This is a genomic window from Novosphingobium barchaimii LL02 (assembly GCF_001046635.1).
GTDB classification, from domain to species: Bacteria; Pseudomonadota; Alphaproteobacteria; order Sphingomonadales; family Sphingomonadaceae; genus Novosphingobium; species Novosphingobium barchaimii.
In genome coordinates, this window is record NZ_KQ130453.1 from 615,773 (window position 1) to 629,595 (window position 13,823).

The following is a 13,823-nucleotide window of genomic DNA, read 5'->3' on the forward strand; positions in this document are numbered from 1 at the left end:
ATCCTAAGCCAACGGACGCAGGAGATCAGCCAGGTCCGGCACGTTCTCATCAATGTCATGCCCGGCCCGGACGCGTTGACGGCCCAACTCTCCCATTGCGCGCAGTTGTTCGCTTGGCGCTTCCAGGGCGGCGATTATGGTGTCGGCCAGCGCGGTGACCGAGCCTGCCGGGATGACCCATCCAGTATCGCGGTCGACCAGTTCCGGGATGCCGCTGATCGCAGTGGCGATCACCGGCCGCCCCATCGCCAGCGCTTCCATTATGACCACGGGTAAGCCCTCGGCGAAACTGGGCAAGACCAGTGCGCGCGAGGCGAGTAGTTCACGCCAGATGCTCCGGGGATCGAGCCAGCCGCTCAAGGTGACGACATCCTCCAACTCGCGGGCCCTGATCTGATCTTCCAGCTCTGCGCGCATCGGCCCGTCACCGATGATGTTGAGGCGGAACACATGCGTCTGCGCCACGATGGCGGCCGCCTCGATCAGCAGCATGATACCTTTTTGCGGACTGAGCCGCGCAACGCAGACCAGGCAATTGTCGGTCAGCCCGGTATCGACGATCGGCGTCACCGCGTGCATGAACAGGGGATCGCTGCCGCAGCGTACCACCGCGATCTTCGACCAGTCCCTGGGTGCCGACCAGCGCATGATCTGACTGCGTCCGAATGCGCTGATGGCAACCACGAAGCGGGCGTCGGCGACTTTCTCGCCGATTTCATGGCTTTCGGGCGCGTCGAATTCGTCAGGCCCGTGCATCGTAAGGCTATAGCTAAGTTGACCGAGACGGCTGGCGATGCGGGCCACCGTTGCGGGATTGGTGCCGAAATGAACATGCACGTGACGGATGCCCGCCCGATCCATCCGGTCGGCGAGACGACATGCTTCCAGGAAGTAGGCGGCACATCTTACAATGCCCCGGCTGCTGCGGCGATATGTCGCCGCAGTCACCGACAATCCGCGAAGGAAAGCACGCGGCTGCCGGACAAGCCTGGTCATGGCGGACCACAGCATCCCCACTACGTTACCGTCCAGCAGCGTCGTTGTATGCGCGCGCTCGTCCTCGTCGGTCGGGTCAGCGAACACGTCGGGCGACGCGCGGATGGTCATCCGGATGACGTCAAAATCCATGCGCTCGAGAGCCAGTATCTCGTTGCGGATGAAACTATGGCTGATCTTGGGATATACGTTCGTCAGATAGGCCACGCGGGTCCTGCAAGGTCCGGCCGACTCAGGGGCGGGCCGGCCACAAAGCGGCTCCTCGCCGGCAACACGGGTCATTCCGGAAACCCTTGCAGCGACGCGGCCGGGGTGGGATGTCGAAACTGAAGGCGCAAGGGCATGCTCTTCCTCTTCACGTGGCGCGGCGCGCGCGGTCTTTCGATCATACTGCCGTGCTGCGCTGCGGGATAACATCCAACCTTATCGCCCCTTGAAAGCCAGTGGTGTCCTTCCCCCTTCCGATATTGGCCAACGTAGATCGTAGACTGTGGTGCAGCCCGGATGACGGATAGCGTGGGGCTGCCGACGCCGCCGGGCCAGTAGTGCCGTGATGGCGCGTGCCGAGGGTCTGGCGGAGACGAACATGCGGATCTTGCTGGTTGCCGAAAATATCTCTCTGCGGCTGAGCGGAGAAACCCTGCTCCCCTGCTGCTATTTCGAGCAGTTCGTCGCGGGAGGCGAGGATGTGCATCTGCTTTGTCACGAGCGGGTTCGTGAAGACCTGCGGGCTGATCTTCCCCCCGACCAGTTCGCGCGCGTCCGCTTCGTGAAGGACAGGCCGCTGCAGAACTTTTTGTTCCGGCTGGGGCGGCGGTTTCCGTACCGCGTCGAGGACCTGGTCTTCAACCAGCTGATCCAGATCGTTACCCAGTGGCACATGCGCGGCATCGCCCGCGACATGGTGCGCAAATTCGATATCGACGTGGTGTTCCAGCCGGCTCCCATCGCGGCAACGGCGGTCAGCTTCATGCACGGGCTGGGCGCGCCGGTGGTCATCGGCCCGATGAGCGGGGGCATGAACCTGCCGCCTGCATTCCGGCGCATGGACGGCCCCGTGGTGCGCCTTTCCATCGCCGCAGCCCGCTTCGGCTCCGCCGCGCTGCACCGTCTGTTTCCCGGGAAGCTGCGCGCCGCCGCATTGATCGTCGCCAACGAGCAGACCCGCGCCGCCTTGCCCGGTGGCATTCGCGGCAAAGTCCACGAAGTGATGGAAAGCGCGGTCGACCTCGAACGCTGGGTTCAGCGCCCGGTCACAGAAAAGGCCGCGAACGAGCCCACGTCCTTCATCTTCTGCAGCCGCTTCGTCGACTGGAAGGGCATTCGCCTGCTGGTCAGCGCCTTCGCTCCGCTGGCACGGTCGGGCAACAGCATGTTGCATCTGGTCGGTGATGGCGAACTGTTCGAGGAGATCCGCGAACAGGTGCGTCGCGAGGGGCTTACCCGCAAGGTTATTCTGCACGGCCGCGTCGACCGTGATCGCTATCAGGAAATGCTGCGAGAAACGGACGTTTACGTCACTCCGTCGCTACGCGAATGCGGCGGCATGGCGATGATGGAGGCCATGGCGGTGGGACTGCCAGTGATCGGCATCGACTGGGGCGGGGCCGCGCAATATGCTGCGCCCGATTGTGCGCTGCTGGTGAAGCCGACATCCGAGCAGGCGGTGATAGACGGCCTTACCGCCGCCATGGCGCGCATGGCCGCATCACCCGAACTGCGCCGCTCGATGGGCGACGCCGCGCGACATCATCTTGAACAGGCGGGGCACGGCTGGGCCGACAAGGCGCGGGCTGTGCTTGGCGTACTGAAGGAAGCCGCCGAAGGTTCGGGCCGCATTTGCGCCCGCCCCAAAACAACCAGCGAGGCCCTGGCCGCCTCGTCTTCATTACAGGTGGCCCGCTGACATGGCGACGAAAGCAATGGACCCCGCCGTCGACATCATCTTCTACACCCGCCAGCTACACAACGGCGGGGTCGACAGGGTGGTGTTCAACCTCGCGGGCGAATTCCTGCGGCGAGGCATCAAGTCTTCGATCGTGGTGGATGTCGACAACCCCCATTCGCCGTTTCGCACGCTTATCCCCGAGGGGATCGGCTATGATGTATTGGAGGCCCGGGGGCCGATCGCGCGGCTGTTCAAGCTGCGCAGTTATCTGCGCAAATCCCGACCAAGCGCGGTCATGTGCGCCAGTTTCGGCTTCCCCAATCTTTATGCCATCGTCGTGCGCTGGATTTCAGGCCTGCGGTTTCACCTGATGCTGACCGAGCATTGCTTCCCCTCTGTCGACCGCGCGGGCCCCAAGCCGTGGCAGTCGCGCTACTGGTTCTTCCCGCTGGCGCACTACCTTTACCCTTTTGCCGATCGCATCGTCGCGGTTTCTAAAGGCACGGCGCTGGATCTTGCCAAAGTGATCGGCATCGACCCGAAAAGCATCTCCTGCATCTACAACCCGCTCGTCAGCGACGGGCTGATCGAACAGGCGAAGCAGCCCGTCGACCACCCCTGGTTCGCGGACGACACGGTGCCGATCGTCATCGGCGTGGGACGGCTGGAGCCGCAGAAGAACTTCTCGCTGCTCATCCGCGCGTTCGCACGAGTACGCGCGCAGATGCCAGCCAGGTTAGTGATCCTGGGCGACGGATCGGAACGCGACATGCTGCGAAACCTCGTCGCCGACATGGACCTGGGGGGGGACGTTGCGTTGCTGGGTTTTGTGCCGAACCCCCACGCCTATGTCGCCAAAGCCGATCTGATGGTCCTCTCGTCCGATTTCGAGAGCCTTGCCAATGTCGTGATCGAGGCGCTGGCGGTGGGCACGCCCGTGATCGCCACCGATTGCCCATCCGGCCCGGCCGAGGCGCTGAACCATGGCCAATGCGGCACGCTGGTTCCCGTGGGCGACCTCGACCGGATGAGCACGGCGATACTGGAAGCCCTACGCGAAAGACCCGCGCCGATCGCGAGGGACTGGCTGGACCAGTTCAGCGAACGCGAAGTCGCGGATAGGTATCTTGATCTGCTTGCGCTGGATGCGAGGTGATGGGTGGACGCGCCGCGGCCGAATTCCTGCCCCACGTCACCCGCTCTGGCCCAGCTGACGGGGCTCCGATTTGTGGCGGCCTTTGCGGTCCTGCTTTCGCACCTCGAATTTCTTGGCGCCGATCCGGGATCGCCCGCCGCGTGGATCTACGAGACGCTTTTTCGCCAAGGCTACTGCGGGGTCTCGTTCTTCTACATCCTTTCCGGCTTCATCCTGAGCCATGCCTACGGAGCCAGGCTTGCTACCGGGAAGCCCCGGATGCGGTCATATTTCCTGTGGCGCGTCTGCCGTATCGCGCCGCTGCATTGGATCATGACGCTGTTCTTCCTCGCATGGCTGGCGACGGCGAAAGGCGCGGTGCCGGGACCGGGAACGATCGGGTTGAACTTCCTGCTACTGCACGCATGGTCGCCCGATACCACGGTTCACTACGCGCTAAACGGGCCGTCGTGGAGCCTTTCGGACGAGTTGTTCTTCTACGCCGCATTCCCATGGCTGAGCCGGGTGCCCACCCGGCTTCTGGCGCTGTGCCTCGTCCTTGGCCTGATGCTCGTCACCGCGCTCGCGGTTATGGCGATGATGTGGGAGCCGGTATATTCGCCAAGGCTGGAGTGGCTCTTCTACGTTGCCCCGCCTGTGAGGCTGGCCGATTTCGTAACCGGAATGCTGCTCTATCGTACCTGGCAGCAGGGCGGGGGACGGCGGTGGGCAGGGACTACGGCAGAACTATGCGTGACTTTGGCGATCCCGGCCGCGATGGTGGGGTTTTCGCTGCTCGCCTTGCCGATGCCGCTCCGCTGGCAACTTGCCTATCTGCCGCTGATGGCCGCCGCGGTGCTGGTCTTCGCGCACGGCCGGGGCGCTATTTCGGTGCTCCTGCAGGGCCACTGGCCTGTGCTGCTGGGGGAGGCTTCCTTCGCGCTTTACCTGACCCATCGGCCGCTGGTGACACTGGCGGCCCGGTTATGGGGCGGCGATCCGGCGTTTGCACCAGTGCTGGCAGCGATGTTGCCGCCGGTCTGCATCACGCTTTCGATAGTGATTTTCCTGCTTTTCGAAAGGCCTTTGCTGCGCCGTTTGCGGCGACGCCTGCGGCCAGGGGGAAAGACGAATGATCCGGCAGGGGGCGCGCTGAAAGCATGGCAACCGTCCTAGAACACCCGCCCTGGCGCCGTGCTATCCAGAGCGGCGTCAGCCTGGTGGTGATCACCATTGTCGCCTCCAACGTGCTGCGCATTGCCAGCACGCTCATCCTCACCCGCGTCCTTTCACCCGTCGATTTCGGCGTGGCGGGGCTGACCGGGGCGATCCTCAACATCTTGCTGATGATCTCCGACGTAGGCTTCGGGGTCTACATCGTCCGCCATGCCCAAGGTGACGATCCCAGGCTCCTCGACGTCATCTGGACGCTGCGCCTGCTGCGCGGAGCCGTGCTGACGCTGGCCATGATGGCCTGCGCCGAACCGCTCGCCTTACTCTTGGGCAAGCCGGCGCTGACCATCGCCATCGCGGTGACCGGCATCAATTTCGTGCTCGACGCATGTTCCTCGCTCGCCCCCTTCAGCGCTGTGCGGGAGGAGCGGCTGTTCATGCTCAGCATGCTCGATATCGCCAGCGCCGTCACCCAAACGGTGACGGGGATCGTGCTGGCCATCGCATTGCACAGCTACTGGGCGATCATCTTCGCCGGGCTGGTGGGCGCCACTATAAAGGCCGTGCTCAGCTACGCGCTGTTTCCCGGGTCCCTGCGCCGGTTCGCCTTCGACCGGCATGAGGTGGGCGAGTTATGGCGTTTCGGGCGCACGATCGCGAGCGCAAATACAATTCAGGTGCTGCTTTCGAACGTGGACAAAATCGTGCTGTCCCGCATATTTCCGCTGTCGTTGTTCGGCCTATATTCGCTGGCCGCCAATTTGTCCGGCGTGGCTTCCGGCTTCACCTCGCTTTACCCAAGCCGCATCCTGCTGCCCGCCTTTGCTCGAGCGTACCGCGAAGATCCCGGCTCGATGGCCCATGCCTATTACGAGAGCCGCCGCACGATGACGCTGCTGTACATGGTTGCCATGGGCGGTTTCATCAGCATGGCCCCCGCAGTCGTCAACTTGCTCTACGATCCCCGTTATCAGGCGGCGGCAACTTACCTGCAACTCCTCGCTCTGGCCCCTGCGATGGCGATGAACATCTATGCCGCGCGCGAAGTGCTTATCGTTGTCGGCAGGGTGCAGGCGCTGCTTTATGGCAATCTGGTGCGCCTGACCTGGCTGATCGTGGTCGGGACCTGCGCCTTCCTGGCCTTCGGGCCGATGGGGCTGGTCGGCGCGGTAGGATGCATTGAGGTGCCGGTGCAAGTCTACTGCTGGCACGAACTGCGCCGCGCCGGACTGTTCCGGGCAGGACAGGAAGCACTGATCATCAGCGCGCTGGCTTTCGGAGCAGTCCTTGGCCTCATCGGCGACAAGCTTTACTTCATGCTGATTGCTGGGTGAGGTTAAAGGTCGGGCGCATTGCTGGGACAGCAACGCGCATTACCGCGCGGCTTACCAGTCCGGCACCGGCCGCCAGCAGCACCACGTAAGTCGTTTCGTTTCGTCCATAGCTGGTTGTGACGAGGCTGGCCATCAGGCCGATCAGTCCAGCGAAACTTGCTGCTGCTGCTGCGCCCGCGTCACGGCCCAGCGCCGGCCCCCGAACGAACAACACACCCAGTACACCCACCAGCATCGCGTAATAGAGCGATGCGCCAAAAACTCCTCCACGCATCAGGATGGTCAAGGGCTGGTTCACCAGGTCGATAATCCCTTCACCCTGCCGCAGGCTTTCCAGATTATCGTAGATATCCGTCATGCTGAGGCCGGTTATCCAGTTTTCCCGGGCAAGCGCGAGGCCGCGCGAGAGCAGTTCGGAGCGGTAGTCAACCGATCCGGCCGCATCCTCGCCCGTGCCCATTGATGCGGCCAAGGTGGGGATCACGTGCGACAGCGCCAGCAGCGCTGCGCCACAGATCGGCACGGCCAGCACCAGCTTGAACAGACCGCCCCACCGCCGTTCCTGAACCATACAGGCGACCAGTCCGGCAATGATGACGATGTAGCCGATGCGCGCCAGCGTGAAGAAAACACCCGATGACAGCAGCACCAACACCACAAAGAAAGTAAGCTTTGACCCGAGGTGCTTGCGCAGTGCCACGGCGGTCACGACTGCCATGCCCAGGAACAGCGAAAGGCTGGTGGATTCCGCGAAGCTCGCACGTGAACGGACAAGACCGCCGCGCTGCTTCGCGTAACCGGAACTCGTTTCGGGGTCGGCGCCTATGCCTTGCGGCATGGTGTCGTATAGCAGCCAGTGGCGAGGTGCCTCGAACGTCGCGATCAGGGCCAGTATGCAAGCGCCCAGAAGGAAAGCCAGCATCAGGTCTGCCGGCGAGCGCGATCGAACGAAAGCGCGGCTTACCGCCAGATAAGGCAATCCGAGATTCAGGATAATCTGGTTGCAGGCGCGGACCGAAAAGGTGAGATCGTTGCCCCGGCAATCCATGAAGGCTTGAACGATCATCATGCTCAGGAACAGCATGTCCCATGCCTGAAGCCTCGGTTCCAGCAGCCGCTGACCCGAAAGCATGACGGCCAGTATATAGCCGATACCAAGCAGGTGGACGTAGTTGAGTTGGGCAAAGGTCAGCCCGCCGATGGCAATCGTGTAGATCATCATGGGCATCAGCGGCAGGCATAGCAGGAACAACTGACTGCGCAGTTCCAGCGCTTGCATGGCAGGAAGGACCAGACCAGCGCGGCTAACTGCGGGCGCCGCCACTATAAGGACGATGACGCCGGCGGCAAAAAACGCATAGTGCATTCCGAAAGTGCCAAGAAGCGGAAGCGCCAGCACGATCGTCATCTGGTGGGGCCCGCATAGTGTATGCAGCCGCCCTGGCAACTGGCGAAGGCCCCAAACCACAGCGGCGGTGAGCATCAGGATAACAAGATAGGCCATGGTTCAACTCGCCGTGCAGAGCAGGGAGGGGCGCGGGCCGCCGTCCCGGACCCAGTCGTAGACCCGTCCGATCTGTTCGGCCTTGCGGTCCCAGGTGAAAGTCGATTGTACCCGCGCCACGGCAGCGTCTCCCAGCCGGTCCAGCTTTTCAGGATTGGCGAGGACTTCCAGCAATACGGTGCGCAGGCCTTCGGCCAGCGCCTCGGGTCCGTCGAAGGGCACCCGGATGCCCGTCTCGTCATCCATCAGTTCGGTAGGGCCGCCATAGTCGGCGACGATCGGCGCCACCCCCAGCGCCATTGCTTCCAGCACCACGCCGCCGCCGAATTCGCGGATGCTGGGGCAGGCGAGGAAATCGCAGTCTACCAGCAGCGTCTGGACCTGGCGGTGCGGGACCTCTCCGTGAAGCGTCACCGCGTGATCCACACCCAGGTCCCTGATGAGCGCGGCTATGCTCTCGCGCTCTGGACCGTCGCCGATGATGTCGAGGTGCAGTTCGCGCTTTGCCAGCAGGTCCCATGCCGAGCGGATCAGCACATCGGCGCATTTGTAGGGAACCAGACGACCAACGAAGGCCCCGCGCAGCGGCGCCTTGGCGCGGCGGGTACGGCGCAGGCCGAAGCGGGCGGGGTCGATACCGTTCTCCGGCAGGTGAAAGCTGCGCGGCTGCGCTTTCGCGGGCAGTTCTGACAGGGTGTAGAGCGAACCCGCCAGGATCGCGGCGGCATCGCGGCGGGTGGAGGCATAGCCGGGAAGCCACTTGTAAGCCCCGCGCAGCCGTGAAAGCCACTCGCGCTCACGCAGCATCCGGTCGGCAAAACCGGCAGGCCATGGCAGCCCTCCGTTCAGCGGGCCGACGACCAGAGGAATCCCGATGCGCTTGAGCTTGCGCGCAAGGAAGGAGGGCGTCGTCGGGCTCATCGGGGTCAGCCGGTGGACGATATCGTAGTCGCCAACTTCCAGAGCCGAGCGGAAACGGTCCCACGCCGCTTTCTCGAAAGCGTAGCATCCTATCGGTGCAAGTGCCTGATAAATAGTCCAACCACGATTGTCGCTCGCTCCCAGAAACCGGGCGATGCGGAAAATCCGCTGGACCATCGGTTCGGTGTCGATGATCGTGAAATCACGGTCCTCCTTCCATCCCAGCGCCGCGATCGCAGGGCGGTTGCGGATGTGCGTCACAAGGTGAACGTCAGCCTGCCGGGCCAGCGCCTCGGCAATGCACCAGGCAACCAAGGGCACGCTTACCATGTCGGGGTTGGCGATTTCCGCCAGCAGCAGGATACGCCGGGGCCTTGGGGGAGGGGTCGGACCGGGGCCAGGCATGTGATGGTCCGAAATCTGCCCGGTACTTTCAACCACCATAATACGGATACCTGTCAGCGCCGGGCCGAACGGCTAGAATCGCGGCGGAAGAAGGACTTGCCCGAACGCCGGGTTCGTCCCGGCAGCATCCTTCCGGTCTTGTCGGCACTATATGGCCGCCGCCCGCAACATCCGATCATGCCCATTGGGAGGGGAGAAGCGCGTGGGTAGATTTCCGGTGGCAAGGTACGCCGTGCGATGGCTGTTCGTGGCCTGCGTGGTCGCGGTGCCGTTAGCCGCTTGCGGAGAAGGAAGCCTCGCCGCCGCCAGCAAGGACGATCCCCCGGGGCTGGCGGCCGACATGGGCGCCGACATGGGCATGGGCACCAACCTCGATGGGCTGGCCTATTGGAGTACCGCGCTACCGACCCTCGATGTCATGAAATCCGCCGGCGGGTGGTTGCCGCAGGCCGACGGCAGTTACGACACCGGCGAAACCGTCGCGCTTGACCGTGACGGGTGGGCTTTGCCTTCGGCCGATCCTGCCAGCCGGCGTTACCGCTCGCTGGTGGTGAACGTCATTCACGACAATCCTGCCGCGCCGCCCAGCGCGCGATATGTGGTGCTTTACGATGGAACGGGCGAGATCAACGCGCTTGATGTCGACGGCGGACGCATCCTTTCGCAGGCGCCGGGTGAAATGCATGTGGAGGCTGGGCGCGGCGGAAGTCTTTACCTTCGCCTCGATGCCGGGGCCTCCTTGCGAAACATTAGGGTCGTGCGCGAGGACTACCTGCCGCTCTACCGCGCGGGTCTCACCTTCAACCCTGATTTCCTCGCGCGGATCGATGCGTTTCAGGTCCTGCGGTTCATGGACTGGATGAACACCAATGCCCTGTTCGCGCCCACTGGCGGGCCAATCACGGACGAAACGGCGATCAGCGACGCACCGCAGCTAAACTGGGCCGACAGGCCGCGCCCAACCTCGATGCATTGGGGCGAGGGCAGCCGGGGCGTGCCGGTCGAGGCGCTGGTGGAGATCGCAAACCGTACCGGGGCGGAGCCGTGGTTCACGATGCCGGTCAACGCCAGCGACGATTATGTCCGGGGTTTCGCGGCTTATGTGCGCGAACACTTGCGGCCGGACCTGAAGATCCATGTCGAGCTGTCCAACGAGGTGTGGAACTGGATATTTCCGCAGGCCCGTTATGCACAGGCGCAGGCGCGGCGCGCCTTTGGCCCGAATGGCGACTGGCTGGAATGGTACGGCATGCGCGCGGCGCAGGTCGGGATGATCTGGAAGAAGGCCTTCAACGAACCCGAACGGCGCAGTTCCCGCGCGGGTAGGGTGTCGATGGTCTTCGGCACCCAGTTTGCCTGGCGCGGGCTGGAGGCGAAGGGACTGGATACCGCGAACTGGCGCGATGCCGAGGGGCGGCAGATGCGCGCCTCCGACTATTTCGACGAATATGCCATCACCGCATACTACGACGGGACGATGAACACCGACGAGAGCGTGCCCATAGTCAAAGGCTGGTGGAAGGACAGCGACGGCGGATATGCCCGTGCAGTCGCCGCGCTCGACAAGCGCATCGCCGATTTCAACGCACCGCTCTATCGCTATCACGCCGAGCAGGCGAAGGCGCATGGACTGCGACTGGTCAGCTACGAAAGCGGCTTCGGCGAATACACGCCGATTTCCCAGCACGGCAATGAGGCTTATACCGATTTCCTGGTGAAGCTGCAGCGAAGGCCCGAATTCACCGCGCTGGAAACCGCCAACTACAAGGCTTTCGCCGCGGCCGGCGGGCGTCTGTTCATGAACTTCGGCATCATCGGCACACCCTCGAAATGGGGGAGCTGGTCGGCGTTGGAATCGGTGGGGCAGGAGACTTCCCCCCGGTATAGCGCCATGATGACCTGGCTCGCGGCCCATCCTCCTTCGCCTTTGCGGGGGCCTGCAGTGGCCTATGCGCCCTCGCGCCTGATGATCGGCAAGCCGGGCGGGTCCACGCTTACGCAAACGGCGCATGGCTATGACGTGCTGGTAGGCACCTCCGGGGACGACCGGTTCAACGCCAGTGGCGCCCCCGGTGGGCGTATCGACGGCGGAGGCGGCACCGATACTCTGGTCCTGCCGGCGAAACGCGAGGCCTATCGCTTCAGCGCAGAGGCAGGCCAGGGCCCGGTTCGTGTGGAAGGCCCCGGCGGCGGACAGGATATCTCGCGCATAGCTCTGGTCCGGTTTGGCGAAGGGCGTTCGATCGCCCTTGCACAGCTTCTGTCAGAGGACCGGGGGCTTCGCCTTGCTGATGTAGAGCGGGTTGGAAGCGTCCCGGCGCCGAAATAGCCGGGGCCATTGCACCCGCAGCCTGGCCCACTTCAGCCAGACCATAGGTCCGGGATAATCGCGCCATTGCAGCGAGCGTTGGTAGGCCAGATACTGCGGCGCGAAGCTGTTGCTGACATATTTGCTGCAGCTTTTCGCCGGAATCTCCCGGCGTTCGGCCCGGTGTGCGGTGACGAACCGGGCGGCGATGTCCTGCAGGCGGTCGGCAGTGTCCTTGCGCATCCCCCGGGGCCGCACCGAAGTATGAACAGTCTGCCCCTGCAATATCGCGGAGGATACCAGCGCGATGTAATAGACGCCCGCTGAAGTCAGATGCACGTCATCCCGGAATATCCGCGCCAGTATCGACCGGGTGTCGGGCCCTTCGAGGCCGGGGACCGGACGGCGCGAAATGGCTTCCTCAACCAGCACCGTCAGAGCCGACGCGGCGGGGATGGTCGCCAGTCTGTCGGCTCGTCCCTCGGCGACAAGATCGTGGTTTATTCGTCCGGCGACGCAGCGCCAGAGCGGGGCCGCAGCCCGTTCGTAGGCGATCCACGATGAGGGATCGTCAAGGTCGACGACGTTCATCCAGGCCTCGAACAGATAAGTCTGCGCATGGGGATTCTGGGCGATCACACGCTCATGAAAGTCACGCAGGAGACTCAGGCTGTCGTTCCATACGATGCTGCCCAGCAAAGTATGCTGCTCGGTAATGACAAGGGTATCGTAGGCGATTTCTCCCGGTGCAAGCGGGCGCCGCAATTGCGCAAGCATGTCCATCGGCCGATCCGCCCGGTCGGTTCCGGCAGCATATCCGGCCCAGGGAACAGGCCCCGAACCCATCGTCCGGTCCTTTATCGAGGAGCCTTCCAGCGCCTGCATGTTCCAGTCCATCGGCCTGCCGAGGCTGGCTGCGATGCCCTCCAGATATTCGGGATAGGGATGGTCGGTCAGGCTGTGGCCTGACACGAGCAAACGGCGCGGAATACGGGCGGGAAAGGAAGGGCCCGCCACCATTTTTTCGGCTTCGAAGACTGGAGGCGACTGCATCACGATCGGCACCGCCGGTCCGATCTGCCACAGAGCCAGCCCGGCAAGCGCCAGCGCATATAGTCCATAGACCCGCCTCATGTGCCCAACGGCCGGCTCAGGCGGCGCTGCGCAGGCGCCATTGCCGGGCGATCTCGAAGATCAGCGGCCCTTCGACCAAATAGCGGCGCCACAACCGCTTGGGATCGCTCAGCAGGCGGAACAGCCATTCCATGCACATCCGCTGTACTATCCGGGGAGCGCGGGTCTGTTCGTCCGTCAGAAACTGCAGACTGGCGCCCACGCACAGCCCCACTCCGGTCGCCTGCCCGGTGCGGCCAATTCGATAGGCGAGAATTTCCTGCTGCGGCGATCCCACCGCGATGAAGGTATAGCGTGCCCGTGCTTCGATCGCGAACTGCTCCGCGTCCTGCGTCGCGCCGGCATCGTGGATGAAGCCCATCGGCGGGTTGTGATGAGCCAGGTTGGTCAGCCCGAAGGTCTGGCGCAGCTTGTCGATCGCACCGCTGCTGCCGCCGATCACGGCGATCCGGTCGTCCGGGCGTATGACTTCGCGAAACAGCGCGACGGTCAAGTCGCTGCCGGGTACGATCGGCAGAGCCATGTCGGCACGTGCCGCAAGGCGGCCCAAAATACGGCTGTCGCACAAGGTGATCCAGGCATTGCGGTACATTGGCCAAAGGTCCGAGCGGGCATGCTGGATACGCACGACATGATCGACATTGGGAGTGACGATATAGGCGAACGGTGCGTCTGCGCCGCGCTGTTCGACATCGCGAAGCACTTGAGCCTGGTCACGCCAGGCGAATTTCATGTCGATGAATTCCGACGTGCGTTGGTGCCCGCGCATTCGCCGTGCAGCGGATGCTCGCGCACCATAACCGGGCAACGGGCCCGCAGAAGCGACCGGAAGAACTGTCATTTCCACCCTGTTCACTCCCATTACTGCACCGATCCGTTTTTCTTGTGATTATCGTGCAGTTCACAATCTTCAGTAAGGTTTGTTATACATTGTGCGTTAGCCTCCGCCTTCGCGGCTATTGCGATCTGAGTATCATCCGGGGTGTTTTACCTACGGATTTGCAGGGATATGGTCCTACGCTTCC

The 13,823-nt window shown here is 63.4% G+C and carries 10 protein-coding genes; 5 read left to right on the forward strand and 5 right to left on the reverse strand.

The window, feature by feature from the left end; all coding sequences use genetic code 11:
- Positions 1-3: 3 nt before the first annotated feature.
- Positions 4-1,203 carry a glycosyltransferase family 4 protein gene (locus tag V474_RS09400; RefSeq protein WP_059151240.1) on the reverse strand — a complete coding sequence of 400 codons (1,200 nt, stop codon included), beginning with the start codon at positions 1,201-1,203 and terminating at the stop codon, positions 4-6.
- 379 nt (positions 1,204-1,582) lie between these two features.
- Between V474_RS09400 and V474_RS09405 the strand changes: the two genes are divergently transcribed.
- The 4 genes from V474_RS09405 to V474_RS09420 are packed head-to-tail and all read left to right on the forward strand — an operon-like array spanning position 1,583 to position 6,526.
- Positions 1,583-2,902: a glycosyltransferase family 4 protein gene (locus V474_RS09405; RefSeq protein WP_169795046.1), complete on the forward strand. Its 1,320-nt coding sequence runs from the start codon at positions 1,583-1,585 to the stop codon at positions 2,900-2,902.
- A 1-nt stretch (position 2,903) separates the two neighbouring features.
- Positions 2,904-4,040, forward strand: coding sequence for a glycosyltransferase (locus V474_RS09410; protein WP_082699697.1), 1,137 nt, complete (start codon positions 2,904-2,906; stop codon positions 4,038-4,040).
- Positions 4,041-4,043: 3 nt separating this feature from the next.
- A complete protein-coding gene (locus tag V474_RS09415; RefSeq protein WP_082699698.1) occupies positions 4,044-5,195 on the forward strand; it encodes an acyltransferase family protein in 1,152 nt (383 codons plus the stop codon).
- A complete protein-coding gene (locus V474_RS09420; RefSeq protein WP_059151244.1) occupies positions 5,180-6,526 on the forward strand; it encodes an oligosaccharide flippase family protein in 1,347 nt (448 codons plus the stop codon). Before V474_RS09415 ends, V474_RS09420 begins: the two co-directional genes overlap by 16 nt.
- Here the strand turns inward: V474_RS09420 and V474_RS09425 are convergent.
- Positions 6,507-8,030 carry an O-antigen ligase family protein gene (locus tag V474_RS09425; RefSeq protein ID WP_059151245.1) on the reverse strand — a complete coding sequence of 508 codons (1,524 nt, stop codon included), beginning with the start codon at positions 8,028-8,030 and terminating at the stop codon, positions 6,507-6,509. The genes V474_RS09420 and V474_RS09425 overlap by 20 nt on opposite strands.
- A gap of 3 nt (positions 8,031-8,033) precedes the next feature.
- A complete protein-coding gene (locus tag V474_RS09430) occupies positions 8,034-9,395 on the reverse strand; it encodes a glycosyltransferase family 4 protein (protein WP_236711039.1) in 1,362 nt (453 codons plus the stop codon).
- A gap of 178 nt (positions 9,396-9,573) precedes the next feature.
- On the opposite strand from V474_RS09430, the gene V474_RS09435 reads away from it, so the two are divergent.
- Complete coding sequence (locus V474_RS09435; RefSeq protein WP_148649340.1) at positions 9,574-11,685, forward strand: hypothetical protein; 2,112 nt, start codon at positions 9,574-9,576, stop codon at positions 11,683-11,685.
- On the opposite strand, the gene V474_RS09440 is transcribed toward V474_RS09435, so the two are convergent.
- Together V474_RS09440 and V474_RS09445 are read right to left on the reverse strand one after the other, a co-directional pair.
- The gene (locus V474_RS09440; protein ID WP_059151248.1) at positions 11,620-12,798 is read right to left on the reverse strand and encodes a hypothetical protein; all 1,179 of its coding nucleotides are present in this window, start codon (positions 12,796-12,798) and stop codon (positions 11,620-11,622) included. The two genes, V474_RS09435 and V474_RS09440, sit on opposite strands and share 66 nt — an antisense overlap.
- 16 nt (positions 12,799-12,814) lie before the next feature.
- Positions 12,815-13,531 carry a WecB/TagA/CpsF family glycosyltransferase gene (locus V474_RS09445; protein WP_236711042.1) on the reverse strand — a complete coding sequence of 239 codons (717 nt, stop codon included), beginning with the start codon at positions 13,529-13,531 and terminating at the stop codon, positions 12,815-12,817.
- Positions 13,532-13,823 lie beyond the last annotated feature (292 nt).